General features: G+C 65.6%; 20 protein-coding genes and 1 pseudogene. 1 reads left to right on the top strand and 20 read right to left on the bottom strand.

Translation table 11 applies throughout. The features are described from left to right. Positions 1-11: 11 nt before the first annotated feature. The 13 genes and pseudogenes from NLM15_RS15460 to hydA form a co-directional block, all read right to left on the bottom strand. Entirely contained in the window at positions 12-1,001 is a 990-nt protein-coding gene (locus NLM15_RS15460) for an ABC transporter ATP-binding protein (RefSeq protein ID WP_254117924.1), read from the bottom strand. Then, positions 998-1,987, bottom strand: a complete 990-nt coding sequence (locus NLM15_RS15455; RefSeq protein ID WP_254117923.1) for an ABC transporter ATP-binding protein — start codon at positions 1,985-1,987, stop codon at positions 998-1,000. The genes NLM15_RS15460 and NLM15_RS15455 overlap by 4 nt, the downstream gene beginning before the upstream one ends. A gap of 19 nt (positions 1,988-2,006) precedes the next feature. Next, entirely contained in the window at positions 2,007-2,930 is a 924-nt protein-coding gene (locus tag NLM15_RS15450) for an ABC transporter permease (protein WP_254117922.1), read from the bottom strand. Continuing rightward, positions 2,927-3,868 carry an ABC transporter permease gene (locus tag NLM15_RS15445; RefSeq protein ID WP_254117921.1) on the bottom strand — a complete coding sequence of 314 codons (942 nt, stop codon included), beginning with the start codon at positions 3,866-3,868 and terminating at the stop codon, positions 2,927-2,929. The genes NLM15_RS15450 and NLM15_RS15445 overlap by 4 nt, the downstream gene beginning before the upstream one ends. A 17-nt stretch (positions 3,869-3,885) precedes the next feature. Then, positions 3,886-5,487 (bottom strand): ABC transporter substrate-binding protein, encoded by a 1,602-nt coding sequence (locus NLM15_RS15440; protein WP_254117920.1) that lies wholly within the window; start codon positions 5,485-5,487, stop codon positions 3,886-3,888. A gap of 141 nt (positions 5,488-5,628) precedes the next feature. Continuing rightward, positions 5,629-7,299, bottom strand: coding sequence for an ABC transporter ATP-binding protein (gene nikE, locus NLM15_RS15435; RefSeq protein ID WP_254117919.1), 1,671 nt, complete (start codon positions 7,297-7,299; stop codon positions 5,629-5,631). After that, entirely contained in the window at positions 7,296-8,144 is an 849-nt protein-coding gene (locus NLM15_RS15430) for an ABC transporter permease (RefSeq protein ID WP_254117918.1), read from the bottom strand. The genes nikE and NLM15_RS15430 overlap by 4 nt, the downstream gene beginning before the upstream one ends. Further along, positions 8,141-9,175 carry an ABC transporter permease gene (locus NLM15_RS15425; protein WP_254117917.1) on the bottom strand — a complete coding sequence of 345 codons (1,035 nt, stop codon included), beginning with the start codon at positions 9,173-9,175 and terminating at the stop codon, positions 8,141-8,143. The genes NLM15_RS15430 and NLM15_RS15425 overlap by 4 nt, the downstream gene beginning before the upstream one ends. Before the next feature lie 28 nt (positions 9,176-9,203). Then, entirely contained in the window at positions 9,204-10,823 is a 1,620-nt protein-coding gene (locus NLM15_RS15420; protein ID WP_254117916.1) for an ABC transporter substrate-binding protein, read from the bottom strand. Between the two features lie 108 nt (positions 10,824-10,931). Further along, positions 10,932-12,368 carry an NAD(P)-binding domain-containing protein gene (locus NLM15_RS15415; protein WP_254117915.1) on the bottom strand — a complete coding sequence of 479 codons (1,437 nt, stop codon included), beginning with the start codon at positions 12,366-12,368 and terminating at the stop codon, positions 10,932-10,934. Next, positions 12,365-13,114 (bottom strand): SDR family oxidoreductase, encoded by a 750-nt coding sequence (locus NLM15_RS15410; protein WP_254117914.1) that lies wholly within the window; start codon positions 13,112-13,114, stop codon positions 12,365-12,367. Before NLM15_RS15410 ends, NLM15_RS15415 begins: the two co-directional genes overlap by 4 nt. 1 nt (position 13,115) lies before the next feature. Beyond that, positions 13,116-14,089: pseudogene (locus NLM15_RS15405) on the bottom strand (NAD-dependent epimerase/dehydratase family protein). 16 nt (positions 14,090-14,105) lie between these two features. Continuing rightward, positions 14,106-15,575 (bottom strand): dihydropyrimidinase, encoded by a 1,470-nt coding sequence (gene hydA / locus NLM15_RS15400; RefSeq protein ID WP_254117913.1) that lies wholly within the window; start codon positions 15,573-15,575, stop codon positions 14,106-14,108. Between the two features lie 56 nt (positions 15,576-15,631). Between hydA and NLM15_RS15395 the strand changes: the two genes are divergently transcribed. Continuing rightward, positions 15,632-16,294, top strand: coding sequence for an aspartate/glutamate racemase family protein (locus NLM15_RS15395; RefSeq protein ID WP_254117912.1), 663 nt, complete (start codon positions 15,632-15,634; stop codon positions 16,292-16,294). On the opposite strand, the gene NLM15_RS15390 is transcribed toward NLM15_RS15395, so the two are convergent. The 7 genes from NLM15_RS15390 to NLM15_RS15360 all read right to left on the bottom strand — a co-directional run bounded on the left by NLM15_RS15390 (position 16,291) and on the right by NLM15_RS15360 (position 26,445). After that, positions 16,291-16,944, bottom strand: coding sequence for a flavin reductase family protein (locus tag NLM15_RS15390; protein ID WP_254117911.1), 654 nt, complete (start codon positions 16,942-16,944; stop codon positions 16,291-16,293). The two genes, NLM15_RS15395 and NLM15_RS15390, sit on opposite strands and share 4 nt — an antisense overlap. A gap of 5 nt (positions 16,945-16,949) precedes the next feature. After that, positions 16,950-17,882, bottom strand: coding sequence for an N-carbamoyl-D-amino-acid hydrolase (locus NLM15_RS15385; protein WP_254117910.1), 933 nt, complete (start codon positions 17,880-17,882; stop codon positions 16,950-16,952). Between the two features lie 85 nt (positions 17,883-17,967). Next, on the bottom strand, positions 17,968-19,650 hold the full coding sequence (locus tag NLM15_RS15380) for a long-chain-fatty-acid--CoA ligase (protein ID WP_254117909.1): 1,683 nt from the start codon (positions 19,648-19,650) through the stop codon (positions 17,968-17,970). Then, positions 19,647-20,942, bottom strand: a complete 1,296-nt coding sequence (locus NLM15_RS15375) for an aspartate aminotransferase family protein (protein ID WP_254117908.1) — start codon at positions 20,940-20,942, stop codon at positions 19,647-19,649. The genes NLM15_RS15380 and NLM15_RS15375 overlap by 4 nt, the downstream gene beginning before the upstream one ends. Before the next feature lie 11 nt (positions 20,943-20,953). Next, positions 20,954-22,534, bottom strand: coding sequence for a hydantoinase B/oxoprolinase family protein (locus NLM15_RS15370; RefSeq protein ID WP_254117907.1), 1,581 nt, complete (start codon positions 22,532-22,534; stop codon positions 20,954-20,956). Further along, positions 22,531-24,540 (bottom strand): hydantoinase/oxoprolinase family protein, encoded by a 2,010-nt coding sequence (locus NLM15_RS15365; protein ID WP_254117906.1) that lies wholly within the window; start codon positions 24,538-24,540, stop codon positions 22,531-22,533. The genes NLM15_RS15370 and NLM15_RS15365 overlap by 4 nt, the downstream gene beginning before the upstream one ends. A 426-nt stretch (positions 24,541-24,966) precedes the next feature. Continuing rightward, positions 24,967-26,445 (bottom strand): PLP-dependent aminotransferase family protein, encoded by a 1,479-nt coding sequence (locus NLM15_RS15360; RefSeq protein ID WP_254117905.1) that lies wholly within the window; start codon positions 26,443-26,445, stop codon positions 24,967-24,969. Positions 26,446-26,608: the final 163 nt, after the last annotated feature.

Genomic DNA, 26,608 nt, shown 5'->3' with positions numbered 1-26,608 from the left:
GGCGGCGGCTATCAAGCCGTCGCCGGCGCACCGTCTTCGAGGTGACACGCCACCCACTGCTCCGGTCCGATCGCGCGCAGCGTCGGCTCCACCGTGCGGCAGCGGTCGAACACCAGCGGGCAGCGGGTGTGGAAGCGGCATCCCCGCGGAGGATTGATCGGGCTCGGCACGTCGCCCTTGAGGATGATCGGATTGCGCTGGGCGCCGGGCTCGGGCAGCGGCACCGCGGAGAGCAGCGCCTGCGTGTAGGGATGCTTCGGCGCTGCAAATATCTCGCGGCGCGGCGCCACTTCGACGATCTTGCCGAGATACATCACCGCGACGCGGTGGGTCATGTGCTCGACGATCGCGAGATCATGGCTGATGAACAGCAGCGCCAGGCCGAACTCGCGCTGGAGATCCTGCAAGAGATTGACGATCTGCGCCTTGACCGAGACGTCGAGCGCGGAGACGGCCTCGTCGCAGACGATCAGCTCGGGCTCCGCCGCGAGCGCCCGCGCGATGCCGATGCGCTGGCGCTGGCCGCCGGAGAATTCGTGCGGCCTGCGGTTCAGCGCCTCGCGCGGCAGGCGCACGGTGTCCATCAGCGCCGTCACGCGTGTTTCGAGATCGGTCGCGGACTTCGCCAGGCCGAAATTGCGGATCGGCTCGGCCAGGATGTCGCGCACGCGCATGCGGGGGTTGAGGCTTGAGAACGGGTCCTGGAACACCACCTGCATGCGGCGGCGCATCTGGCGCATCGTGCTCGGATGTGCGTCGTCGATACGCTGGCCGTCGAGGATCACCTGCCCTGCGGTGATGTCGAACAGGCGCAGGATGGCGCGGCCGACCGTGGATTTGCCGCAACCGGATTCGCCGACCAGCGACAGCGTCTCGCCCTTCGCGATCTCGAAGGAGACGCCGTCGACGGCATAGACCCATTCGGTTTGTCGCCCGAACAGGCCCTTGTTGACCGGAAAATGTTTCTTGAGGTCGTTGACCTGGAGCAGCGGAGGACTCATGCTGCGACCGCTCCCTTGGCGGCGTAGTGGCAGGCGGCGATGTGACGGGGGCCCTTCTCTTCGAGTCCCGGCGCATATTGCCGGCACAGATCGGTCGCGAGCGCACAGCGGCCGGCGAAGACGCAGCCGGTGATCGGCTTTCTGAGATCGGGCACCTGCCCCGGAATCTCGGCAAGGCGCGTCGTGGTGCCGGCCAGCGACGAACCGAGCTTCGGCACTGCGCCGAGGAGGCCTTGCGTATAGGGATGACGCGGCGAACGGAACAGCTCGGCCACCGGCGCCTCCTCAACCTTGCGGCCGGCATACATCACCATGACGCGCTCGGCGATCTCGGCGACGACGCCCAGATCGTGGGTGATCAGGATGATCGCCGCACCGACCCGGCGCTTGAGGTCCAGCATCAGCTTGAGGATCTGCGCCTGGATGGTCACGTCGAGCGCGGTGGTCGGCTCGTCCGCGATCAGGAGCTTTGGATTGCAGGCCAGCGCGATCGCGATCATCACGCGCTGGCGCATCCCGCCGGAGAGCTGATGCGGGTATTCGCGTACGCGCCGCTTCGGCTCGGGAATGCCGACCAGCGTCAGCATCTCGATCGCGTGCGCCTCGGCGGCCTGCTTCTCGAGACCCTGATGGATCATCAGCGTCTCGCGGATCTGGCGGCCGACGGTAAGGACCGGGTTGAGGCTCGTCATCGGCTCCTGAAAGATCATCGAGATGTCGTTGCCGCGGATCGCGCGCATCTCGCGGTCGGGCAGTTGCAGCAGGTCCCGGCCCGCGAAGCGGATCGCGCCCGCGATCCTGCCCGGCGGCTCCGGGATCAGCCGCATCAAGGACATCGAGGTCACCGACTTGCCGCAGCCGGACTCGCCGACGATGGCGAGCGTCTCGCCCTCGTTGACATGGAAGGAGACACCGTCGACCGCGCGGTTGATCCCGCCCGGCGTGCGAAAGTGGGTCTGGAGATTCTCGACTTCGAGCAAAGCCATCGCGATCAGCTCCCCGACATCACAGGCTCTTGGCCATGCGCGGATCGAGCGCATCGCGAAGGCCGTCGCCCAGCAGGTTCACGGCGAGCACGGTGACGGAGAGGAACGCCGCCGGAAAGAACACGATGTAGGGCTTGACCTGCCACAGCGCGCGGCCCTCGGCCATGATGTTGCCCCAGGACGGGATGGTGGGCGGCGTGCCGGCACCGATAAAGGACAGGATCGCCTCCGTGATCATGGCGCTGGCGCAGATATAAGTTGCCTGGACCAGCATCGGCGCCAGCGTGTTGGGCAGGATGTGGCGCAGGATGATCATCGGCGTGCGCGTGCCGCAGGCGACCGCCGCGTCCACATAGGGCTGCTCGCGCAGCGACAGCACGACGCTGCGCACGAGACGCGAGACGCGCGGGATTTCGGCGATGGTGATGGCCAGGATGACGTTGCCGACGCTGCCGCGTGTCAGCGCCATCAGCGCGATCGCGAGCAGGATCGGCGGGATCGACATCAGGCCGTCCATAAAGCGCATCAGGATGCCGTCGGCCCAGCGAACGAAGCCGGAGACGATGCCGATGGCAAGCCCCGCCGCGGATGCGAGGAGCGCAACCGACAGGCCAACCGTGAGCGAGACCCGGGCGCCGAACATCACGCGCGAATAAATATCGCGGCCCAGCACGTCGGTGCCGAACCAGTAAAGCGCCGACGGCGCGCGTGTGCGCTTGGCGGGCGCGAGTGCCGTCGGATCGACCGTCCAGAGATACGGCGCAAAGACCGCGATCAGAACCAGCGTCAGCAGCAGCGCGCCGCCGATCGCGACCGTGGGATGGCCGCGGAGCAACCCGATGAAGCCCCGCCGGATCCTGACCGGCCGCTGGATTTCAGGCAGTTGCGGCGCGAGAACGAAACCGGCCGGCAGCGATTGCGGATTGAGGGTCGTATCGGTCAATAGCGGATCCTCGGGTCAACGAGCGTATAGGTGACGTCGATCATCAGGTTGACGAGGACGTAGACGAAGCTGAACAGCAGCACGATGCCCTGGATGACGGGATAGTCTCGGCGCAGGATCGCGTCGATCGTGAGCCGGCCAAGGCCGGGGATCGCGAACACGCTTTCGGTGACGACCGCGCCGCCGATCAGCAGCGCGATGCCGATCCCGATCACGGTCACGATCGGCACCGCCGCGTTCTTGAGCGCGTGGATGAACAGGATGCCGCCCTGCCCGAGACCTTTTGCGCGCGCGGTGCGGATATAATCCTGCTGCAGCACTTCGAGCATGGTCGCACGGGTGATGCGCGCGACCAGCGCGATGTAGACACAGCCGAGCGCGATCGCGGGGAGGATCAGGTTTTGCAGCCACGGCCAAAACCCCTCGCTCAGCGGCGTATAGCCCTGCACGGGAAGCCATTCGAGCTCGAGCGCGAAGATATACGCAAGCATGTAGCCGACGACAAAGACCGGCAGCGAGAAGCCGAACACGGCGAAGGCCATGATCGCGCGGTCGATCAGGCTGCCGGCCTTCCACGCCGCCACCACGCCGAGCGGCACGGCGACGACGATGGTCAGCAGGAGCGTGATGATCATCAGCGACAGCGTCGGCCCCAACCGCTGCCCGATCATGGTCGAGACCGGCAGGTTGGTGAAGATCGAGGTGCCGAGATCGCCGTGCAGGATGCGCCAGACCCAGCTTCCGAACTGGATCAGGAAAGGCCGGTCGAGGCCGAGGCTCTGGCGGATGCGCTCCACATCCTCCGGGCTTGCCTGGTCGCCTGCGATCACCACGGCGGGATCACCCGGCGCGATATAAAGCAGGCTGAACACGAACAACGCAACGATCGCCATCACTGGCAGGGTCGCGACGATGCGACGGAGGATGTAGGAGAGCATCTGGCCTCAACGCACGATCATGCGGACTTCGACACGCCCCAGAAGAACGGCAGCGGCCCTTTCGTGATGCCGGAGACGTTCTTGCGCCATGCCGTGTAGGTCAGGAAGAAGCCGGTCGGGGCATAGACGACGTCATCGAGCGCCGACTTGTTGACCCGCCCGATCGCCGCTTTCTCTTCCTCGAGATTCTTGGCGTCGAACCAGGTCACGATCTCCTTCTCGGTGTTCGGGCTGTTGGGCCAGCCGAACCAGGCCTTCTCGCCATTGGCGCGGATGGCGGTGTAGGCGGCGGGCGTGATGCAGTCGGCGCCGGCGTGCCAGCTGTGGAACATGTTCCAGCCGCCCTGCCCCGGCGGCGTCTTCGCCGCGCGACGCGAGCCGACCGTGCCCCAATCGGTGGCGACGAAGTCGACATTCATGCCGAGCTTCTTGAGGAGGTCGGCGGTGACGTCGCCCTGCGCCTTGGTGATCGGCTGGTCCTGCGCGACGAGGCACGTCACCGGCTGGCCCGAATAGCCGCTCTCGGCGAGCAGCTTCTTGGCGGCGTCGAAATCGCGCTTGCCCTTGAGGATTTCGCCACCAAGCTCGCTGTAGAGCGGCGTATTCGGCGTGAAGAAGCCCGGCAGCGACTTCCACAGCGCATCGTCGTCACCGACGATCGCGCGCATGTAGTCTTCCTGGCTCAGCGCCATCAGCACCGCGCGCCGCGCCCGCACGTCGTTGAACGGCGCGAACATATGATTCATGCGGAACGAGCCGATATTGCCCAGGGGATCGCCGATATCGACGCTGATGTTCTTGTTCTTCTTCAGCACGGGCACAAGATCGGCGATCGGGTTCTCCCACCAGTCGACCTCCCCGTTCTGCAAGGCGGCGGCCGCAGTGGCCGGATCCGGCATCACCAGCCACTCGACGCGATCGACCAGGATCTGCTTGCCGCCGGCGAGCCACGATGCTTTCTCCTGCCGCGGCACGTAATCGGCGAACTTCTCGAACACCGACTTGGCACCGGGGACCCATTCGCTCTTGGCGAACTTCATCGGTCCCGAGCCGACATATTCGGTGATCTGCTTGAACGGGTCGGTCTTCGCGATGCGCTCGGGCATGATGAAGGAGCACGGCGCGTTGTTCTTGGCGAGCGCATAGAGCATCTTCGGGAAGGGCTGTTTCAAAACCCATTTGAAGGTGCGGTCATCGACGGCAGTCAATTCCTGCTGGATCGCAAGGATCATCAGGCCCATCGGATCGCGCGCGGCCCAGCGCGACAGGCTGGCGACGACGTCCTTGCTCAGCACCGGTTCGCCGTCATGGAATTTGAGACCTGGACGCAGCTTGAACGTCCAGGTCCTGCCGTCGTCGGAGGTCTCCTCGGACTCGACCATCTGTCGCTGCGGCTGAAGCTGCGCGTCGATCCCGTAGAGCGTGTCCCAGACCAGCGCCGCCGCGTTGCGCACGACATATTGCGTGCCCCAGATCGGATCGAAATTGGCGAGATTGGCCTGCGGCACGAAGCGGAGGGTGCGGGCCGATGCGCCTTGTGCGATCGCCGGGGCCGAGATGCCGGTCAATGCCAGACCGCCCACGCCAGCCAGTCCCTTCAATACGGTCCTGCGATCCATGAAGTCCTCCCAGTAATGCTGTGATGCCGGCCATCGTTGGCCAAAGGCAGGTGAAACCAGAGCCCATTGGCGTGCAAATGGTATGCCACTAACCGGACCTTCGCCAGCGGGATCTCACCACCAATTCGGCTCGCCCGGGCGTCAAAGAGCAGCCGCCAGCGCCGGCCCGGTCTCGATATGCGGAATCGCCTCGACCAACTTGCGCGTGTAGTCCGTCTTCGGATTATCGAACAGCGCGCGGCTCTCCCCCTGCTCCACGATGCCGCCATTGCGCAGCACGATGGTGCGGTCGCAGAGCATGCGGACGACGTTGAGATCATGGCTGACGAACAGCAGCGCGATGTCGTTCTCGCGCCGCAACCGGTCGAGCAGTTGCAGCACCACCGCCTGCACCGAGACGTCGAGCGCGGCGGTCGGCTCGTCCAGAACCAGCAGCCGCGGCCGGCAGGCGATGGCGCGGGCAATGCCGACACGCGCCTTCTGGCCGCCGGAAAGCTGGTGCGGAAAGCGCGGCAACAGATCGAGCGGCAGACCCACGCGCTCCGCACATTCTTCCACCCGCTTGCGCAACGCATCACCCGCACGCATGCCGTCGAGCCGCATCAGCGGATGGGCGATGCAGTCGAACGCCGTGAAGCGCGGGTTGAGGCTCTCGTTCGGGTCCTGGAAGACCATCTGGATGTCTTTGCGGAGCGGAGAGCGGTGAAAATCGCGCGCCGCGACGTGGCCGATCGACTGCCCGTCGAACACGATATCGCCTTCGCTCGGGTCGATCAGCCGGCAGATCATCCGCGAGGTCGTGCTCTTGCCGGAGCCGGACTCGCCGACGAGCCCGACGCTCTCGCCGCCGACCATGGTCATCGAGAAGTCCGCAACCGCCGCCGCGCCCTGGTCGAAACGTTTTGCCAGCTTGCGCACCTCCAGCAGCGGCGGCGTGCCGTACGCGGGCTCCTGCCTCGGCTTGCTGACAGCGGTCGCGTGGCGCTCCCGCTCCTCCTCCGTCACGAGGTCCTCGATCCGGGAGGTCGCGGTCGGCGATGCCGCAACCAGCCGCCTGGTATAGGCATGCTGCGGCGCGGTGAAGAGCGCTTTGGGGCTCGCTTCCTCGACGATGCGTCCGCGCTCCATCACGGCGATGCGGCGGCAATAGCGAGCGGCAAGCCCGAGATCATGCGTGATCAGGATCGTCGCCATGCCGCGCGCGGCGGCGATGTCCGCGAGCAGATCCATCACCACCTTCTGCGTGGTGACGTCGAGGCCGGTGGTCGGCTCGTCCGCGATCAGGAGCGCCGGATTACAGGAGATCGCGATCGCGATCATGACGCGCTGGCACATGCCGCCGGAGAGCTCGTGCGGATAGGCGTTCATCCGCGTCTCGGGATCGCGGATCTGGACCGCGCGCAGCAAATCCAGCGCTTCGGCGCGCGCGGCCTCCTTCGAGATGCGCTTGTGGGTGAGGATCGCATCCGCGATCTGCAGGCCGATCGTCCGGATCGGGTTCAGCGCCGCCCGCGGATTCTGGAAGATCATGGACATCGCGGCGCCCTGGAGATGACGGAGGTCGTCGCCCCTGAGCTTCGTCACGTCCTGGCCGCGAAACAGGATTTTTCCGCCGGTGACGCGCCCGGCCGCATCGAGCAAGCGCGTCGTCGCAAAGCCGGTGACCGACTTGCCCGAGCCGCTCTCGCCGACGAGGCCGAGCATCTCGCCCTTTTCGACCGAGAGCGTCACCCCGCGCACGGCCTCGACCATGCCGCGCCGCGTCGAGAACGCGACGTGGAGGTCGTCGATCCCCAGCAGCTGCTCGCTCATGTGCGCATCCGGGGATCGAGAATGTCCCGCATTCCGTCACCGAGGAGATTGAAGCACAGCACGGCCATCATCAGCGCGAGGCCCGGAAAGGCCACCAGCCACCACCGCCCGGTCGAGATGAAGCGCGCGCCCTCCGCGACCATGATGCCCCATTCCGGCGTCGGCGGCTTGACGCCGAGGCCGATGAAGGACAGGCCGGCGGCATTCAAGATCGCCCAGCCGAGATTGAGAGAGATCTGCACCGCCATCGCCGGCAGGATATTTGGCAGCAGGAAGCGCAACACCACGGAGAAATGGCTCTCGCCGCAGGCGCGCGCGGCCTCCACCCAGCCGACATTGCGGCGGACGTTGACCTCGGCACGCGCGAAGCGGATGTAGAACGGAAGATTGATGATCGCGGTCGCGATCACGATGTTCTCGATCCGGTTGCCGAGCGCCGCAACCATCGCCATCGCCAGCACGAACAGCGGAAAGGCCATCATCACGTCGACGAAGCGGCCGACGCCGCGATCGAGCCGGCCGCCGGAATAGCCGCAGAACGCGCCGACGACCGCGCCGATCACGAAGGAGATGCCGACCGCCGAGACCGCGATCGCGAGATCGAGCCGTGCCGCGATGACGAGGCGACTGAACACGTCGCGGCCGAGCTGATCCGTACCGGCGATGTGCGCCGCGCTCGGCGGCTGCAAGGCCTCCGAGACATTGGAGACCACGGGATCATAGGGCACGATCCACGGCCCGAAGATCGCAAGCAGGACGAACAGCGCAACACCGGCCGCAGCGACGCCGGTGAGCGGATTGCCGCGCAGGATCCAGACCGAATGGCGGAGAGTTGCACTGGTCATTCGATCGACACCCTGGGATCGGCGATGCCGTAGCAGATGTCGACCACCAGATTGACCAGCACGAACAGGCTGGCCATCAGCAGCACAAAACCCTGCACCGGCGCATAATCGGAGGACAGCAGCGCATCGAGCGCGTAGGAGGCAACGCCCGGCCAGGAGAACACCTTCTCCACCAGGACATTGGCGCCGAGCATGGTCGAGAACACGATGCCCGCGATGGTGATGACGGGCAGGATCGCGTTCCGAAGCGCATAGGTGACGACGACCTTGTGCCACGACAGCCCGACCGAGCGCGCGGTGCGCACGAAATCGCTGCCGAGCGACACCAGCATCGAGGCGCGCGTGATCCGCGCCAGCGGCGCGATCACGAACAGCGCCATGCTCACGGCCGGCAGGATCAACTGCTTGCAGGCCGCCCACCAGCCCTCGACGTCACCGGCGAGCAGGAAATCGATCGACAGGAAGCCGGTCCGCTGCGGCGGCAGCGAGGTGAAGACGTCGATCCGTCCGGTCGGATCAGGCGCGAGCCCGAGCAGATAGTAGAAGACATAGATCAGCAGCAGGCCCGAGACGAAGGTCGGCACGCAGACGCCGAGCGCGCAGAACAGCCGCACGCCGTGATCGACGACCGATCCGGGCCTGAGCGCCGCGAGCACGCCGAGCGGCACCGCCGCGATCAGCGCGATCAGGAGCGCCGTGAAGGTGAGCTCCAGCGAAGCCGGCAGCCGTTCGCGCAGATCCTTGAGGACCGGCTGCCCGGTCATCATGGAGCGGCCGAGATTGCCGTGGCCGATGTCGGACAGATAGAACACGAGCTGCTCCGGCACCGGCCTGTTGAGCCCCATCTGCTTGCGGATCTGCTCGATCTCCTCCTTGCCCGCGTTGGGCCCCGAGGCGAAGAACACCGCGGGATCCCCCGGCAGGACGCGCATCAGCAGAAAGGTGAAGACCAGCACGCCGAACAACGCCGGCAGCGACGACAAAAGCCGCCTGCCCGCCCGTAGCAATGTTGCACCAAGACCGGTCGTCACCTGTCAGAGCTCCCTTCGCTTGACGCTATCACTTGCGGCTGACGTCGCGATAGTCGACCTGGCGGTGGAACTCGTAGGTGTAGCCCTCGACGGACGCCGCCATCACCGCATCCTGGTTCGGCTGCCACAGCATGATCTGCGGCATCAGATCGGCGTGCATCGCGTTGAGCTTGCGGCCGGCCTCCTCGTACTTGGCCTTATCCGGCTCGAAGCGAGCTTCCTGCGCGATCGCGGCCAGATCGGGATTGTTGATCGAGCTGTAGTTCCAGCGCTGATTGCCGGTGTAGAAGTTGCGGTAGAAGTAGTCGGTCGAGGGCAGCCAGGCGACGATGCCTTCGGTGTAGAAGGGCAGCTTCTTCTCGTTGATCTGCGTCGACATCTGCGCATCCGGCAGCTTCTGGATGTCGACTTTGATCCCGATCTTGCCGAGCGACTCCTTGACCAGCGCCGCCATCGGCTCCGCCGTCGAGGACTGGCCGACGTTGAAGCTGAAGGTGGTCGAGAAGCCCTCGGGAAGCCCGGCGGCCTTGAGATATTCCCTCGCCTTGTCGAGGTCGAGCTTCACCGGCTGCTGGAACGGATAGATGCCGTTCAGCGGCTTGCCGTCCGGCCAGGTCGCACCGAACAGCGGCGCACCGCGGCCGAACAGAGCGGCCTTGAACATGTCGTCATAGGGTAGCGCGTAAGCGATGGCGCGGCGCACATTGACGTTGTCGAACGGCGGCATCTGGTTGTTCATCGAGACATAGGTGATCGCATTGTATTGCGGCGTCGAGACCACCTTGAGCTTGCCCTTGGCCTCGAGCGACTGCACGTCGCTGGCCTGGAGGTCGACCACGAGGTCGGCGTCGCCGCGCTCGACCAGATTGGCACGGGTCGCCGGCTCCGGCACGGACTGCACGATCACGCGCTTGAAGAACGCTGGCTTGTTGGCTGAGCCGCGATTCCAGGCCTCGTCGCGCTTGAGGATGACCTGCTCGCCCGGCTTGAAGGTTTCGACCACATAGGCGCCGCTGCCGGCGGTGTGCTCCTTCAGCCATGCGGTGGCCCAGGGATCATCCGCCGTCGCATGGGATTTGGCGAGCTTCGAGTTGATGATCATGGGATAGACGGTCGCAAGATTAGGCAGCGCGAGCTTGTCGGGCTTGGGCAGCGTCACTTCGATGGTGAGAGGATCGATCACCTTGAACTGGTCGGCCGAGGTCAGGGAGCCCGTGAGCAGCTGCGCCTTGCCGAGGATCGGCGCGGTGACGCAGCGATCCAGCGACCATTTGACGTCCTCCGCCGTGACCGGCGAGCCGTCCTGGAATTTCGCGTCCTTGCGCAGGCGGAAGGTGAGCTTCAGGCCATCGGGGCTGACATCGTAGGATTCGGCGAGCTCGCCCGTGATCGTGTCGAGATCAAACACCCATTTGCCGTTGAGCTGCTTGCGGCCGAACGCCACCAGCCGATCGTACGTGCTCATGCTCAGCGCGAAGGATTCGCGCGTCGAGCCGGGTATGTTGGGATCGAGCGTATTGACCGCCGAGCCCGTGACGTAGCGCAACGTCTCCGCCCTGGTTTGTGCCTGCGAAGGCGCGGTGGCGATGAGCAACAGCGCGGTGGCGGCGAGGACTGAGGTCGCGGGCCTGAAAGACACAAAACGCATTCGATTTCCCCAAGATGTCGACAAGAAACGCCAGCAAGGCAGGTTAAGAAAGAAGCAAGTTGCGCGCCACTCCTGCGAGGGCACTTCGTCGCGGCGGCGCATGGATGATCATCGCGATTGCCCCAATGTTCGCGCCGACCGCGTGACCACGGCCTGCGGCACGTCATAGGCGCTGAGCGAGGCCCAGTGCCGTTCGACATCGGCGCGGAACAGGCCGCGCGTCAGGCCGTTCACCAGCTTCGGCACCGCCGTCGTCATCGCGTTGATCGACGATCCCGACGCACCAAAACTCATGGTGGAGGCGATGGCGAAGAGGTGGATGTCGGAGATCCACGGCGTCTCGCCGAGCACGCGCTCGGTGAAGGCGTAGTCGTCGGCGAGATAAGGGAAACGGCCGAGCCGTTCATTCCGCTCGTCTTCCGGCGGCTGGTAGCGGTCGGCCCAGGTCGCGATATTGCCGGCAAATGCCCGCAGTTCGCCGCGGCCGGCAAAATTCATGTCGATGCCGGTGCCGCAGATGACGAAATCCGCCATGATCGCACCGCGCGGCGTCTCCAGTTCAACGCCGGCAACCGTCTGGCGCGCAGCCTCGATCGGCGCGCCCTCGTGCAATGTGAAATTGGCATGACGCGCGCAACGGTCGAAAGTCGGTTGCGGAAATCCTTCGCGCATTTCGAGGATCTTGCGCATGAAGCGCCAGCGCCAGGCATCGTCGAGATCGCTGAGATGGCGCAGGAAGCCGCGGAAGGTGAGCCAGCGATAAGGCTGGATCACCTGGATCTCCGCGCGGCGGCACAGCAGATGCACCTCGGCCGCGCCCGCCTCCAGGGCCGTTGCGGCGTTGTCGAAGGCGGAGGCGCCGGCGCCGATCACCGCGACGCGCTTGCCGCAGAGCTTTTCGAAGTCGATATCTTCGGCGACGGTTGCCACTGAACCCGCCGGCAGATCGCGCAACTGGTCAGGGATCATCCAGTCGCCCATGCCCTCCTGCCCCGTCGCGAGGACGATCTTGCGCGCATAGAGCGTCTCGACGCCTTCAGCGTGTTTCACGCGCGCGGCGAGCAAACCGTCCGCCACAGGGGCAATCTCCAGAAGCTCGCAGGCATTGCATACCGGTAAGCCGATCATGCGCCGCAGCCAGAGCAGATACTCAGCCCAATGTTCCCGCAGAATCCAGCCAAGCTGCTGCCAGCTTACCTTGCCGAAACGAGCTTCGTGCCAGGACTGGTAGGTCAGGCTCGGAATATCGAGGTCCGGCCCCGTATAGTCCTTCGGGCTGCGCAGCGTCGGCATGCGGGCATAGGTGAGCCAGGGGCCCTCCTTCCCTTCCTCGGCCTTGTCGAGCAGCAGGATGTTGCTGACGCGGGAGCGCATCAGGCCGAAGCCAATGGCGATGCCGGACTGGCCGGCGCCGACGATGAGGACGTCCAGCGCAGCGTTGCCATCCGGTCCGATCTTCGGTTCGAGCCATGCGGCGTGGGGATGCGCGATCATGGCGAGATCAGCGCGAACGTCGGCTTCAAGCTCGGTCAGGGCCTCACTCATGCCGCGAGCCAGCCTCCGTCGACCACCATCACGGTGCCGGTCGTGAACGAGGACGCATCGCTGGCGAGATGCAGCGCGGTCTGCGCGATCTCCTCCGCCTCGCCGAACCGCTTCATGGCGTGGCGGTTGCGGGAGGCTTCGCGCACTTCCTCCGAATTGGTGTGACGGGCAAAGCTGCGGCGAAGCATCGGCGTGTCGATCGCACCCGGCGCAATCGCGTTAACGCGAATGCCGTCGGTCGCAAAATCTACGGCCATGGTGCGGGTGAGGCTGACGATCGCACCCTTGGCGGCGATATAGGCGCTGTTACCCTTGCCGCCGGCAATGGCGAGCTGCGAGGCCAGCGTAATGATCGAGCCGCTCCTCTGCCGTTGCATCTGCGGCACCGCCGCCCGCGCCCACAGCCAGGTCCCGCCGACATTGGCGCGGAACACCGCGTCCCAATCGTCCGGGCTGGTCGTCAGCACCGTGCCGCCGCAGGAAAAGCCCGCCGCGGTCATCAGGACGTCGAGATGCCCGTGCCTCGCGACGACGTCGCCGACGACAGTCTCTGCGAACCCGGCGTCGCCGACGTCGCCCACATGCGTCGTTGCGCCGCCCACAAGGCTCAGCGTCTCCTGAAGTCCTGCGGCATCGCGATCGACCAGGGCGAGACGTGCCCCCTCCTCCGCGAACAGCTTCGCGCTGGCACGGCCGATGCCCGACCCCGCTCCGGTGATGACGGCCGTACGCCCTTGCAGCCGCATGTCAGACGCTCTCCCGGTGCTGCATCCACCAATTGCTCATCGCCGCCGCGGACTCGGCACAGCCGAACCGCGCGCGCCAGCCGAATTCATCCGCCATCCGCGTCACCGAGAGCGGCGCGCGATCCCGCCCATGCAGCTTGATGACGGTGCTTTCTCCAGGCACCGCCAGCCGGCACTGCAGCCCGGAATGCAACGCCGCGAATGCCTCGCCCCATTGCAGCGCGGACCACGTCGCGCCGCAGGAAATGTTGTAGAGCCGATGGCGCGGCCGCTCGGCTTCGAGCAGGATGGCAACAGCCTCGGCAGCGTCCGGGGCGTAGGTCCAGTCCTTCATCCCAGGCCCCGGCATGATCGCCGGCTCGCCGCGCGCGAACGCAGCCAGGATCTGGCACTGGAGGCTTGGCGTGTCGCGCACCGAACTGGCCCGTTCCCACGGACCGAACACGGCGCTCAACCGCACGTTCATGAAATCGCCGCCAAAGAGCTCGGCGTGGCGCGCCACCGACCGCTCCGAAGTGAATTTGCTGATCGCGTAGAACGAGATGGGATCGCAGGGCGTATCCTCATCCAGCACCGGATAACGGCCCCCGGCGGCGCCGTAGGCTGATGCTGACGAGAGATTGACGACGCGGCGAACGCCATGACGGATCGCGGAGAGCAGGATCGGGATCTGCGCCATCAGTTGATCTCGATAACGCGCGCGGTCGAGGCACGCTCGAGATCTTCGCCGGCGGTGATGGCCGCACCGAGCACGATCGCATCGCAGCCCTTGGCGATGAGCGCATCGATGCCTTCCGCATCGGTGATGTCGCCCTGCACCGCCGTGAGCTTCGCGCCATAATCGGCCACCGCCCGGCGCGCGGATGGCGGCAACTCTGCGCGGTCATACAGCGTCACGTCATGGCCGCGCGCGAGCAGCACCTCCGCAAGGTTGAGGCCGACGAAGCCGGTACCGCCGAAGATCAGAACCTTCATCGCGCGCGATCCACCGTCACAGCAGCTTTGCTCCAAAATTCCGTTCCGGATCCATGTCGGCGACGAGCCGGCCGGTCGGCTTTGCCGCCTCGCCGCCGCTGCGCGCCAGGAATTTGCCGCTGCCGGCGCTCGCAAGGCACTTGTTGCCTTCGATGATCACCCGGCCGCGCGACAGCACCGACACCGGCCAGCCCTTCAGCTTGCGGCCCGCAAACGGCGTGTAGCCGGCGAGGTCGTGCATCATCTCGTCGGCGATCACGGTCTCGCGGTTGGGATCCCAGATCGCGATATCGGCGTCGGCACCGACCGCGATCGAGCCCTTGCGCGGATGCAGATTGTAGATCTTTGCCGGCGCCGTCGACGTCAGCTCGACGAATTTCTCCAGACCCAGCCGGCCCTTCGAGACCATCGCGTCGAACAACAGCGGCAGCCGCAGCTCGAGCCCGGGCAAGCCGTTGGCGACCTGCTTGAAGTTCGGATTGGGCCCGGCGCGCAGCTTGCCGGTCTCGTCGTAGCGATACGGAGCGTGGTCCGACGAGATGGTCTGGAGATCGCCGAGCGACAGCGCCTGCCACAGCGCTTCCTGATCCGCATGCGTGCGCGGCGGCGGGCTGCACATCCACTTGGCGCCCTCGGAGCCGGGTTTGTCGAGATCGTTTGCGGTGAGGAACAGATATTGCGGACAGGTCTCGGCAAAGACTTTGAGCCCCTGCCCGCGTGAGTCGCGGATCACCTTGGCGCCTTCGGCGGTCGAGACATGGAAGATCATGATGGGCTGGTCGATCAGCGCCGCCATGCCGATCAGCCGGGTGAAGGCTTCCGCCTCCGACACGCGCGCATGGCTGACGGCGTGGTACTTCGGCATCGTGTAGCCGCGCGCGAGCAGGCGCTTCACCATCCAGGCGATGATGCCGTGATTTTCGGCATGGGCGCACAACATCGCGCCGGACTGGCGCGCGGCAAGGAGGATGTCGAGCAACGGCTCGTCGTCGACCTTGAGCCGGTCATAGGTCATGAAGATCTTGATCGAGGCGTGCCCCTGCTTCACCAGCGCCGGAATGTGCTCCTCGACCGTCTCCTTGGTCGCATCCGCGATGATCATGTGAAAGGCGTAGTCGATCACGGCGCCCTTCTTCGCGAGGCCATGATAGTCCTCCACCACCTGCGGCAGCTTCATGCCGACATGCTGCGCGGCAAACGGGATCACGGTGGTGGTGCCGCCGAAAGCGGCAGAGACGGTCGCGCTCTCGAAGGTGTCGGCATTCATGATGCCGGCCGCGGACAGCTGCTCGATATGGGCGTGGCTGTCGACACCGCCGGGCAGCACCAGCTTGCCGCGCGCGTCGATCTCGCGCTTGGCGGGCGGAAGGCCCTTGCCAATCGCCGCGATGGTCTCGCCGGAGATCGCGACATCGGCCTCGAACACGTCGGTCGTGGTGGCGACGCGGCCGCCGCGAATGATCAGGTCGTAGGTGGGTTCAGTCATGAGGCACTCCATGATATGCCTGAGCCAGATGATCGCCATTTCGAGGGAAGACCAACATGGCCCGGCCGCGCATTCTCGTCATCAATCCGAACTCCAATCCCGCGGTCACGCAAGGGCTGGAGGAAGCGTTGAAGCCGCTCGGCTTCGAGGGCGGCCCCGAACTGGTCTGCCAGTCGCTGGCCGAGGGTCCGTTCGGCATTGAAAGCCAGGCCGATGTCGATGGCGTCGCCATGCCGCTGCGAAAACTGGTCGAGGGCGACAACAGCTCGGCCGCTTTCGTCATCGCCTGCTACAGCGATCCCGGCCTTCAGGTCTGCCGCGAAGGCACCGATCGTCCCGTCTTCGGCATCGCCGAGTGTGGCGTGCTGACGGCGCTGGCGCGGGCCGAAACCTTCGGTGTCATTGCGATCGCCCAGCGCTCGATCCCGCGTCACATGCGCTATCTCAGGCAGATGGGATTGACCGAGCGCCTCGCCGGCGAGCGTCCCCTCAACATGAGCGTTGCCGAAACCGCCTCGGGCGAAGGCACGCTGGCAAAGATGATCGAGGTCGGCCGCGCGCTGCGTGACGAGGACGGCGCCCGCGCCATCGTGATGGGCTGCGCCGGCATGGCGCGCCACCGCCGTCCGCTGGAAGACGCGCTTGGCATTGCCGTGATCGACCCGACGCAGGCGGCCGTCACCATGGCGCTCGGAACGGTGCAGTTCTCGGCTCACTAGGCGTCCTTCAGCTCTTTTGTGCGCGCGAGCCATTGTGCGTGGCTCTCGCGCGACAGCGCAAACGTGTCCCGCTGGGTGGTGTAGAGATTGCCGAACATGCGGCCGATCGGCCGGTAGGCGTCGAGATCGACATACATGTTGGCCTCGTCGACCAGGCCGTCGCGGGCATGAACCCTGAGCACCTCGCCGACCAGCAGTTCGCGATCCGGCGAGAAGGTCAGCACGACATGACGCCGGCATTCGAGCGCAAAGGGCGCAGCGGCAAGGCGCGGCACCTTCACGTCCACGGAGGGAAGCGTGGCCAACCCCGTGGCCGCGACCTCGCTGTCGCCGGACGGGAAATCGACCGCGCAATCGTTCATCGCGGCAGACAGCGCTTCGTCCACCATGTGAACCACGAATTCGCCGTCGCGATGGATGTTGCGGGTCGTGTCTTTCGGGCTGTGATCCGGCTTGTGCTGGAGCCCGAGCACGATCAGCGCAGGGCTCTCCGAGAACACATTGAAGAAGCTGAAGGGCGCGGCGTTGACAGCTCCGTTCTCGTCCAGCGTCGTCACCAGCGCGATCGGCCGCGGCACCACCACGCCGCAGAGCAGCTTGTAGCGATCGCGCGGATCCAATTCACGCAGCGATATGCCATTATCCGCCATCGGCGTCACTTCTCCGGCGGCGGCACTGCGCCGGTCTGGCTGGTGATCAGGCCGTAATGCTCGATGCGGCGATGCCGGGCGAAATCGAAGATCGTGGTCTTGCCGAAGGTGGTCGCATCGAGATCGCAGGCGTGAACCAGAACCTCGTCATCGTCGGTCTTGGCCTCTGCAACGATCTCGCCGTTGGGGTCGACGATCAGGCTGCCGCCGAACAGCGGATGACCATCCTCATTGCCGGCCTTCGCCACGGCGACCACCCAGGTCGCGTTCTGATAGGCGCCGGCCTGCACGGACAGACGATTGTGGAACAGGCGCTTCTCGACGCCCTCCTCGCTCTTCTCCGCGTTCACCGACGGCGTGTTATAGCCGATCAGCACCATCTCGACGCCCTGCAGGCCCATGACGCGATAGGTCTCCGGCCAGCGGCGGTCGTTGCAGATGGCCATGCCGATGATGCCGCCCAGCGCGCGCCAGACGTTGAAGCCGAGATCGCCCGGCTCGAAGTAGCGCTTCTCCAGATGCTGGTGCGAACGCTTGGTGTCGTATTCGACATGGCCCGGCAGATGGACCTTGCGATATTTGCCGACGATCTTGCCGGACTTGTCGGTCAGGATCGCGGTGTTGAAGTGATGACCATCCGGCGTCAGCTCGGCATAACCAAAGTTCATCGCCATCTGATGCTGCGCCGCACGCTCGAACAGGGGCTTTGTCGCCGCATTCGGCATCTCGCGCTCGAACCAGTTGTCGAATTCGGCCCGGTCCTCCGCGTACCACCGAGGGAAGAACGTGGTCAGCGCCAGCTCCGGATAGACGATCAGGTCGGCGCCTTTTGCTTTCGCCTCGTCCATCAGCGCGATCATGCGCTTGACGACGGCCTCGCGGCTGTCGGCTTTCTGGATCGGGCCCATCTGGGCGGCGGCGACGTTGACGATGCGCATCAGCGAGTTCCTGATTGATTGGTGAAGGCGTGCCGGCGGGGGCAGCATAACGCAGCCTTGCGCCACATTTCCAGCCAAGCAGCTTTCATGCCGTCCGTCCCCATTCGGCGTCCTGCAAAAGCCGCCAGTTGATCTTGTTGCTTGCGGTACGAGGCAGCTCATCGACGAAGACGACGGCGCGCGGCGCCTTGTAGCTGGCCATCGCGCCGCGCGCCCAGCTCACGACATCCTCCGGCGAAATGGTTGCGTGCGCGGCGTCATCCAGCACGACCAGCGCCTTGACTGTTTCGCCGCGGTAATTGTCGGGCGATGAGACGATGCAGCACTCCCGGATGGCGCGGTTCTGGTACATCGCGGCCTCGACTTCGGCAGGCCACACCTTGAAGCCGCTGACATTGATCATCCGCTTCAGGCGGTCGACGGCGAAGAAATAGCCGTCGGCGTCGCGATAGCCGAGATCGCCCGTGCGCAGGAACCGCTTTCCCGAGAGTTCAATGAAGGACTCGGCATTGGCCTCCGGCCTGTTCCAGTAACCTTGCAGCACCTGCGGCCCGTGCACGACGATCTCGCCAACGACATTCTCGCCGAGCTCGATCAGGCTTTCGGGATCGACGACCCTCGCATCGGTCTCGTGCACGGCAATGCCGAGACATTGCCGCTTCGGCGCGGCCATCGGATTGAGATGGGTCGGCGACATCGTCTCGGTCATGCCGTAGCCTTCGACGAAATCGAGTCCGAAGCGGCCCTTCAGCCGTTCGGCCACCGCGGTCGGCATGGCAGCGCCGCCGCCGGTCAGCACCTTGAGTTTTGCAAAACAGCGATCGCGGAACCGGGCGCTGGCGAGCACGTCGACGATCATGGTCGGTGCGGCGTTCCAGAACGACACGCCGTAGGTTTCGAACAGATCCGGCAGCAGGTCCCTGTCCCAGCGCGCCATCAAGAGCAGCGTCGCGCCTGTCACCATCGCCGCATTCATCGAGCCCTGCATGCCCGCGACATGGAACAGCGGCATGAAGCCGGTCATCACGTCGTCTGCGCCAATGCCATACCAGCGCGCCTGTAGCGCGGCGGTGAACAGCGCGCTGCGATGCGTGTGCATGCAGGCCTTCGGCTTGCCCGTTGTGCCCGACGTGTAGGGCAGGATCATGAGGTCATCCGGCCCCGCGCTCATCGCATTGGGTTGCAAGCCTTGCGCAATCGCGGACGACCAGGGGTGCCAGCCGGGCGATGACGGTACCTCCGACGGCGCTTCGGTCACGCACGATGGCAACTTATAGGGCGTGGCGGCCGGAACCTCGTCGCGATATTGCGCGACGATCGCATGCGCGATTGTCCCGCCCACCAGCGGAGCAAACACCTCATTCAACTCGCTGCCGATGATCGCTACCCTGGCGCCGCTGTCCTCCGCGAGGTACGCGATCTCGGCGGTCTTGTTCATGGGGTTGACGGGCACGATCACGGCGTCCGCCCGCATCACCGCGTAGTAGGCGATGACATATTGCGGCGAGTTCTGCAGCGCGATCATGACGCGGTCGCCGCGACTTACACCGCAAGCGTGCTGGAGAAAGCCAGCCAAAGCATCCACGCGCTCGCGCAGCTCGGCATAGCTCAGGCTCGCGCCGTAGAACACCGTCGCTGGATGCGAGGGCCGCTGTTGTGCGGCTCGTACCAGCGCGTCGTACAGCGTCCCCTCCGGCAGCGCGAGATGCCAGGGTTCTTCCGCCGGCCAGGCCGGCGATCGATGCGGCGCTGTGGGGTCCGTGTTCACCCGTGCTCCTCGTCGGCGATATCGAGGCCGTGGTCGAGCGCATCCAGCAGCCACTCGGCCTCATGCTCGGAGATCACCAGCGGCGGCGCCAAAAACAGCGAGGTCTGCTCGCCGCTGGTTCCGATCACCGCGCCGGCCTCCAGCGCCCGCTCCGCCACGCGCGAGGCGATGGGAACTTCGGTCGTGTCGGCATGCCAGGAGCGCCAATCCGGGCCGTGCAGCTCCACCGTCCAGTGCAGCCCCTGTCCCGCCACGCGCTGCACGCTCGGATGCTTCTGCGCGATCGCGAGCAGGCGGCGGGTGAACAACTTTTCCAGGCTCTTCACGTGCTCGAGGATCTTCTCCTCGCTAACGACTTTCAGATAGGCGCTGACGGCGGCCATGCTGATCGGATGGCCGCGCAGCGTGCCGTAATTCTGCCAGCTCGAGCCCTTGAGCCGCTCGACGATGCCCTTCGACACGACGACCGCAGCGACCGCGGCCGCACCGCCGCCAAGCGACTTGCCGAGCGTCACAATGTCGGGGCGGCTCTGGGCGCCCTGGAATGCGAACCAGCGTCCGGCACGTCCCGCACCGGTGACGACCTCATCCGCGATCCAGTACGAGCCGGCCTGCCGGGCGTGGCGCGCGACCTCGTCTTGATAGGCGCCGTCGTAATAGATGCCGCCCTGGGTGTAGTCGATGATCGTGGCCGCCGTGTCCGAGAGCAGCCGCGTGGCGTCGGCGAGATATTCGCTGGGCGGAGTGTTGTTGACCGGCGCGCCATAGATCGCGCCATCCGGCGACGGCAGAATCCGCACCGGTGCCATCGGCGCCGGCAGCTTCGAGCCACCCGAATGCACCGCGAGACCGCCGTGCCATTGCGGCTGCACCGTCATGCTGCGCGACAGGCCGGTGATGCCGTGATAGGCGCGCTCGCGCGTCGCCAACGCAGATCGCTGTGTCAGCGCCTGGCAGAGCGACAGCGCCATGTCGTTGGCCTCGCTGCCGCTGATGCAGAAACGGACAGCTCCGACCCAATCTTCTTCGCCCTTGAACGCCGTGGCCATCAGATCGTCGGCGGCCTGTTCGCGGCCGACCCAGGTCCAGCCCTCGTTGACGACAGGTGTATCGGCCGCGCGGCGGATCGCCTCGACCATCGCGGGATGGCGATGACCGAGGCCGCCGCCGGTGTTGCTGCCGTCGATCAGCCTGCGGCCATCCGACAGATGGAAGTAGACGCCCTCGCCACCGACCACGGCCATCGGCGCGGCCTCGCCTGCATTCAATCCGGTTCGCAACAATCTGCTCATCGCGGGTCCCCTCACTCCACAGCTGCGGCGCCGTAGCCGCCGCCGCCGCACATCTCGATCGTGACGAGATCGTCTTGCTGCAACACCAGGTTCGACTTGCCGTCGATCGCGACGTTCGTGCCCTGCCGGACCAGCGAGATGCGGCAGGCCTTGCCGGGCAAGCCGCCCTGCATGCCCCAGGGCGCGATCACCATGCGCTCGATGCAGGTGGTCAGATGCATCGAGGGCGCAAGGATGCGATAGGTGCGCACCGAACCATCACCGCCGCGATGGGTGCCCGCGCCGCCGGACTGCCGGCGAATGGCCTGCTGCTCCAAGCGGATCGCGTAATTCGCCTCGATCACCTCGACCGGCGTGTTGGACGTATTCGACAGATGCACCCGCGTCGCCGAGATGCCGGCCCGATCATGCCGCGCACCTTCCCCGCCGCCGTGAACCTCGTACAGCATCTTCCACGACCCGTTCTGCCGCGGTTCGGCGAAGAACAGTACGCCTGCGGTGGTCGCCCCGCCGGCCGACAGGCGCTCCGGGATGGTGTCCTGCATGGCGCGGAAGATCGCATCGACGATGCGCATGGAGGTTTCGTGGTTGCCGGCGGCTACCGACGCAGTCCAGCCCGGCTCCAGGATCGAGTCCGGGCGGGTGACGATGGTCAGAGGCCGCAGCGCTCCAGCGTTCTGGTGCATGTCGCGCCCGCTCATGATGCGCGCGGCATAGGCCACGGCCGAGCGCGCCATGAACGGCGTCGTGTTGCAGAAATTCGAGACGCGGTCGCAGCTCCCCGAGAGGTCGAAGGTCGCCTCGTCGCCGCGAATGGTGATCTTCACGTGGATGCGCGCCGGCGCGTTGTTTTCGCTCCCGTCATCGAGATAATCCTCGCCCTCGTAAATGCCATCCGGCAAATCGCGCAGCGCTTCGCGCATCTCGATCTCGGAGAGATCGTGCAGGCGCGACTGCGTCGCCGTGAACACCGCCTTGCCGTGCTCGCGGCAGAGCTCGAGAATGCGCTTCTCACCTGCCTTGGTGGCCGCGATCTGGGCGAGCAGATCTCCCTCGCAGGACTCGGGATCCCTAACGTTGGCCTTGAGCAGCTGCACGATCGGCGTGCTGACGCCGGCCGCGGTCGCGATCAGCACCGGCGGAATCCGCATCGCCTCCTGGAAGGTGTCGATGGCTTTTGCGAAATAACTGCCGGGCCAGGTGCCGCCGATATCGGGCCAGTGCGCGAGACTGACTGCGAACGCCACGATCTCGCCGTCGACGAAGACGGGCCGCACGACCTTGACGTCGTTGAGATGATTGCCGCCGAGCGCGCCGACATTGTAGATCACCACGTCGCCGTCGTTCAGGTTTTCGCGCGGCATCACCTTCAAGAGCTCGGGAATGGTGTAGGCCATCGCCCCGAGATGGATCGGGATGTCGCGGCCCTGCCCGACCAGACCGCCGTGGCCATCCGTGATCGCGGATGACAGATCGCCGGCCTCGCGCAGCAGCGGCGAGCGCGCCGAGCGCGTCATCACCAGGCTCATTTCCTCGGCTGCGGCGGAAAGCCCGTGCCTGATGACCTCGACGACAAACGGATCGAGCTTCATGCCGCCCTCCGCGTCAGGAACAGATTGCCGGCGGCATCCGGTCTGGCTTGCCAGCCTGGCGGCACCACCACGGTGGACCATGCGTCTTCGATGATAGCGGGGCCGCTAACCATTTCTGTCAGCGAGGCGCGGTCGATGATCGCAGTCTCGATCTCATGCAGCCCGTCGAACGAGCAGATGCGCTTGCCCGTGGACACTGCCCGCACCGCAGTCGCGGGGCGGCTCACGACGGTCGTCGACGGACGGCGCGCCTGCACCCGCACGGATTCGATGACGCAGGGCTCGCCGGTCGCATAGCCGAACAGCTCGTGATGCCGCGCCAGAAAGTCCTTCTTGAGCCTGGCAGCATCGAGCGGCAACACGAACGGCACCGGAATGGCATCATTCTGCGCCGCATAGCGCATCAGGGCCACCAGTTCGATCTGGATCTCCGCCTTCGCAACTCCGTTCGCGATCAACGGCGCCGAGGCATCTTCAATCAGCGTCCCGATCCGTTCCGACGCGCGGGCAAGATCGATGCCGTCGAGGGCGGCGCGCAGCGTCTGCTGCTGCAAGAAGCTGAAATCGGCGGTGAGACAGCCCAGCGCCGAGAACGCGCTCGACGCGCTGGGCACGACCACCTCTGCAATTCCGTAGAGATCGGCGAGGCCCGCGGCATGCATCGGGCCGCCCCCGCCGAAGGCAAGCAGCGTGCAGTCGCGTCCGTCGATGCCGCGCTCGACCGTGACGCGGCGGAGCGCGCGGGCCATGGTCGCGTTCGCGACCTTGATGATGCCGAGTGCGGTTTCGGTCAGGCTGAGGCCGAGCGCACGCGCGATCGGATCGACGACGCGCTTCGCTTCCTCGATGTTGATCCCGATCCGGTCGCCAAGTTTCGTCTCGGGATTGAGATAGCCGAGCACTGCATTGGCGTCGGTGATGGTCGGCTCTAGGCCGCCGCGGCCGTAGCAGGCCGGCCCCGGCTCGGAGCCCGCGCTCTCGGGTCCAACGGTCAAGCCACCCGGACCGTTGCGCACGATCGACCCGCCGCCCGCTCCGATCGAATGAACCGCAAGCATCGGCTGGCGCAGCGGCTTGTCGCCGAGCATGCGGCCGTCGGCCATCTCGGCCTGGCCGTCGACGATCAGGCACACGTCGGTCGTAGTGCCGCCCATGTCGAACGTCAGCATCCGCGACGTGCCGAGCTGGCGCGCGATGCTGACGGAGGCAGAGACGCCGGCCGCCGGGCCCGACATTGCCATCACCAGCGGCCGCCGCTTCACGGCCGAGATCGGGATCATGGCGCCGGCCGAATGAAACACCTGCAGGCCGGGGCCGATCGGCAGCCGCTGCTCGAGCTCGCTGAGATATTCCACCGCGATCGGCATCGCGGCGGCGTTGAACACGGTTGCCGATGTCCGCTCATACTCGCGTGCCTCGGGATTGACCTCGTGCGACAGCGAGACGTGGGCGACGACATCCCTGAGACGCTCGCCCAGCATCTTTTCATGGACGGGATTGGCATAGGCGTGAAGCAGCGCGACCGCGACGCTCTGCACGCCGGTCTGTTTCAGCCACGCCACCAGCCGCTCGATCTCCGCTTCATCAAGCGCCTTCAGCACACGCCCTTCGTGATCGAGCCGCTCGGCAAGCCCAAAGCATCGCTCGGGCGGTACCAGCGGCGGTGATTTTGGTGGGATGTCGAGACGGTAGAGATCGCGGCGGCGATAGCGCGCGATCTCCAGCACGTCGGCAAAACCCTCGGTCGCAACCAGCGCCACCTTCGGCAGCCGGTTCTCGACGATGGCGTTGGTGACGCGCGTGGTGCCGTGGACGAAGCGCTTGACCTCGCTCTTGCGCAGGCCCACCGCCTCGATCGCCTCCAGCATCGCCTGAACCGGCGCGTCGGGGCGCGATGGCACTTTTGCGATCCGCGCCTCGGCGGAATCGCGCCGGATGGCAATGATGTCGGTGAAGGTGCCACCGATATCGGTGCCGACTTCCCAGTGATGTTCGGAAGCGCTCATGTGCGGGGATCAGCTACGCGCAACGTCCGAGCCGGACGCGGGGTCCTTCCCGTCCATCGCAACGTCCAATGCCAAACCGGGAGCACTCATCATTATCCCCTCTCATGCCACCGACCGGGAGCGTGCGACAGAGCTATGGGCTCGGGATAGGGCCAGAGTTGTCGCAAACCGCTAGACCAGCCGACGACCGACATCGCGCGGTGCAACATGGGCTGCACGTTTTGGTGCAGCGATGCCTGCGCAGAGTGCAGCCGAAAGCAGATCGCTCCACGCGAGAAACGTGCAGCGCACCACGGATTTCTCCGCGTAGATCGTGACGCCCGCTGCACTGCAATCGGGGCTTTCAAAATCCTCTGTCTAATTTGCAGGCGATCGAACGGCGCTGCGGGATAGTCGCGTGCCTATGAGCTATGCACAGCGGTCGGCTCAGCTTCCCTTTATTGTACGAACAGTACGCGAGGATGTTGCCGCGCTGGATGGTGCGTTGCGGGAACCGCTGCCGATGCAAGCGGCGATTCTCGCAAGCAGAGGCGCAGCATCCTCGACATGCAGCCGTCCGTAGCCGAACACGAGGCCCTGCCGCGTCGGCTGCTCCAGGAAATTCTGCGACAAGGGCTGCACGTGGATGCCGGCCTGCTTCAGCACTGCGGCGGCCTCGCGGTCGCTCATCCGCGCCTGCATCGCGTCGGTGAACTGCGCCACGAGGTGCAGCCCGGTGACGGCGGAGGACACGGTCAGATCATCAGGCATTTGCGCGGCGATCGCTGCGATCAGAGCCTCGCGCCTGCCGGCATAGACCCGCCGCATCCCGCGCAGATGCCGCAGCAAATGGCCTTCCCGCATGAACTCCGCCAGTGCGAGCTGGCCGATTCCGGAGGTGTGCACGTCGATGCGGGCACGGCCTTTGGAGAAGCCGTCGATGAAATGCCGGTTCGCGACCATGTAGCCGAGCCGCAGGTTCGGCATCATGATCTTCGAGAAGGTGCCGAAGTAGATCACCCGCCCCTCGCGATCGAGCGAGCGCAAGGACGCGATCATGCTGTCCTGGTGCCTGAACTCCGAATTGTAGTCGTCCTCGATCACCCAGACGTCGTTCTTGTTGGCCCAGTCCAAAAGCTCGAGACGCCGCTCGAGGCCCATGCTGACGCCGAGCGGATATTGATGCGACGGCGTGACCACGATCAGCTTCGCAAGCGGCGCGCGCCGGATACCTTCGGAGACGACGAGGCCCTTGTCGTCGACCGGAATTGGAACGAGCTTTGCGCCGGCCGCCGTGAGCGCCCAGCGCGCCTCGACGAAGCCGGGCTCCTCGACCCAGACCTCGTCGCCGGGATCGAGGATCATCCGGCTGCAGAAATCCAGCGCGCCCGACGTGCCTGAGGTGACGACGACTTCCTCCGGCGAACAGACGAGACCGCGCACCGAGCCGAGAAAGTTTGCAATCTCGCTCCGCAAGCGCGGATGACCTTCCGAGGGAAGATCGAGGCACTCCTGCTCTTTCGGACTCTGCCAGCTCTGGCGCAGCAGGCGCGACCATTCCTTGAACGGGAACGTCGAGATGTCGGGGGCGCCGGGTGCGAACACCGATGGCCAGTTGGTCTCGTAATCCAGGCCAAGCAGCGATTGCCAGCGCTTCGACACGTGGGCGGGCACGATCGCAGGCGGAGCGACGGATGGCGGCTCCGCATGCGGCGTCGCGACGGACGCCACCATGACGCTGCCGCGTGGTGTCGATTCAAGATATCCCTCGGCGTAGAGCAGGTCCCAGGCGGTCAGCACCACCGTGCGCGAACAGCCCAATTCGCGCGCGATCTCGCGCGAGCCGAGAAACAGCGTTCCAGCCGGAAATGCACCGCGCAAAATGCCGTCGCGGATATGGGCCGCGATCTGCAAATGCAGCGGCACCGCCGAATTCCGGTCGATAAGCATCCCGGCAAGGGAGACACGCTTGCTCGGGTGACGGCTGTTGTCCATGTTTTGCCTGTGAGGCAACGCAAGAGATCGTAGCCCATCGCAAATGGCGTAGGGTGGGTTAGCGTAGCGTAACCCACCTCTTTGGTTTTCCGCG

Origin of the sequence: Bradyrhizobium sp. CCGB20, from assembly GCF_024199855.1 — a bacterium.
Lineage (GTDB): Bacteria > Pseudomonadota > Alphaproteobacteria > Rhizobiales > Xanthobacteraceae > Bradyrhizobium.
Note: the sequence above shows the minus strand (reverse complement) of the source record. Positions and strands in the feature narration are given on the sequence as shown.

Bases quoted from the DNA above. Each gene is read 5' to 3' on its own strand.
- NLM15_RS15460 (WP_254117924.1), bottom strand. From the start codon at position 1,001: ATGAGTCCTCCGCTGCTCCAGGTCAACGACCTCAAGAAACATTTTCCG.
- NLM15_RS15455 (WP_254117923.1), bottom strand. From the start codon at position 1,987: ATGGCTTTGCTCGAAGTCGAGAATCTCCAGACCCACTTTCGCACGCCG.
- NLM15_RS15445 (WP_254117921.1), bottom strand. From the start codon at position 3,868: ATGCTCTCCTACATCCTCCGTCGCATCGTCGCGACCCTGCCAGTGATG.
- NLM15_RS15440 (WP_254117920.1), bottom strand. From the start codon at position 5,487: ATGGATCGCAGGACCGTATTGAAGGGACTGGCTGGCGTGGGCGGTCTG.
- nikE (WP_254117919.1), bottom strand. From the start codon at position 7,299: ATGAGCGAGCAGCTGCTGGGGATCGACGACCTCCACGTCGCGTTCTCG.
- NLM15_RS15430 (WP_254117918.1), bottom strand. From the start codon at position 8,144: ATGACCAGTGCAACTCTCCGCCATTCGGTCTGGATCCTGCGCGGCAAT.
- NLM15_RS15420 (WP_254117916.1), bottom strand. From the start codon at position 10,823: ATGCGTTTTGTGTCTTTCAGGCCCGCGACCTCAGTCCTCGCCGCCACC.
- NLM15_RS15415 (WP_254117915.1), bottom strand. From the start codon at position 12,368: ATGAGTGAGGCCCTGACCGAGCTTGAAGCCGACGTTCGCGCTGATCTC.
- NLM15_RS15410 (WP_254117914.1), bottom strand. From the start codon at position 13,114: ATGCGGCTGCAAGGGCGTACGGCCGTCATCACCGGAGCGGGGTCGGGC.
- hydA (WP_254117913.1), bottom strand. From the start codon at position 15,575: ATGACTGAACCCACCTACGACCTGATCATTCGCGGCGGCCGCGTCGCC.
- NLM15_RS15395 (WP_254117912.1), top strand. From the start codon at position 15,632: ATGGCCCGGCCGCGCATTCTCGTCATCAATCCGAACTCCAATCCCGCG.
- NLM15_RS15390 (WP_254117911.1), bottom strand. From the start codon at position 16,944: ATGGCGGATAATGGCATATCGCTGCGTGAATTGGATCCGCGCGATCGC.
- NLM15_RS15385 (WP_254117910.1), bottom strand. From the start codon at position 17,882: ATGCGCATCGTCAACGTCGCCGCCGCCCAGATGGGCCCGATCCAGAAA.
- NLM15_RS15375 (WP_254117908.1), bottom strand. From the start codon at position 20,942: ATGAGCAGATTGTTGCGAACCGGATTGAATGCAGGCGAGGCCGCGCCG.
- NLM15_RS15370 (WP_254117907.1), bottom strand. From the start codon at position 22,534: ATGAAGCTCGATCCGTTTGTCGTCGAGGTCATCAGGCACGGGCTTTCC.
- NLM15_RS15365 (WP_254117906.1), bottom strand. From the start codon at position 24,540: ATGAGCGCTTCCGAACATCACTGGGAAGTCGGCACCGATATCGGTGGC.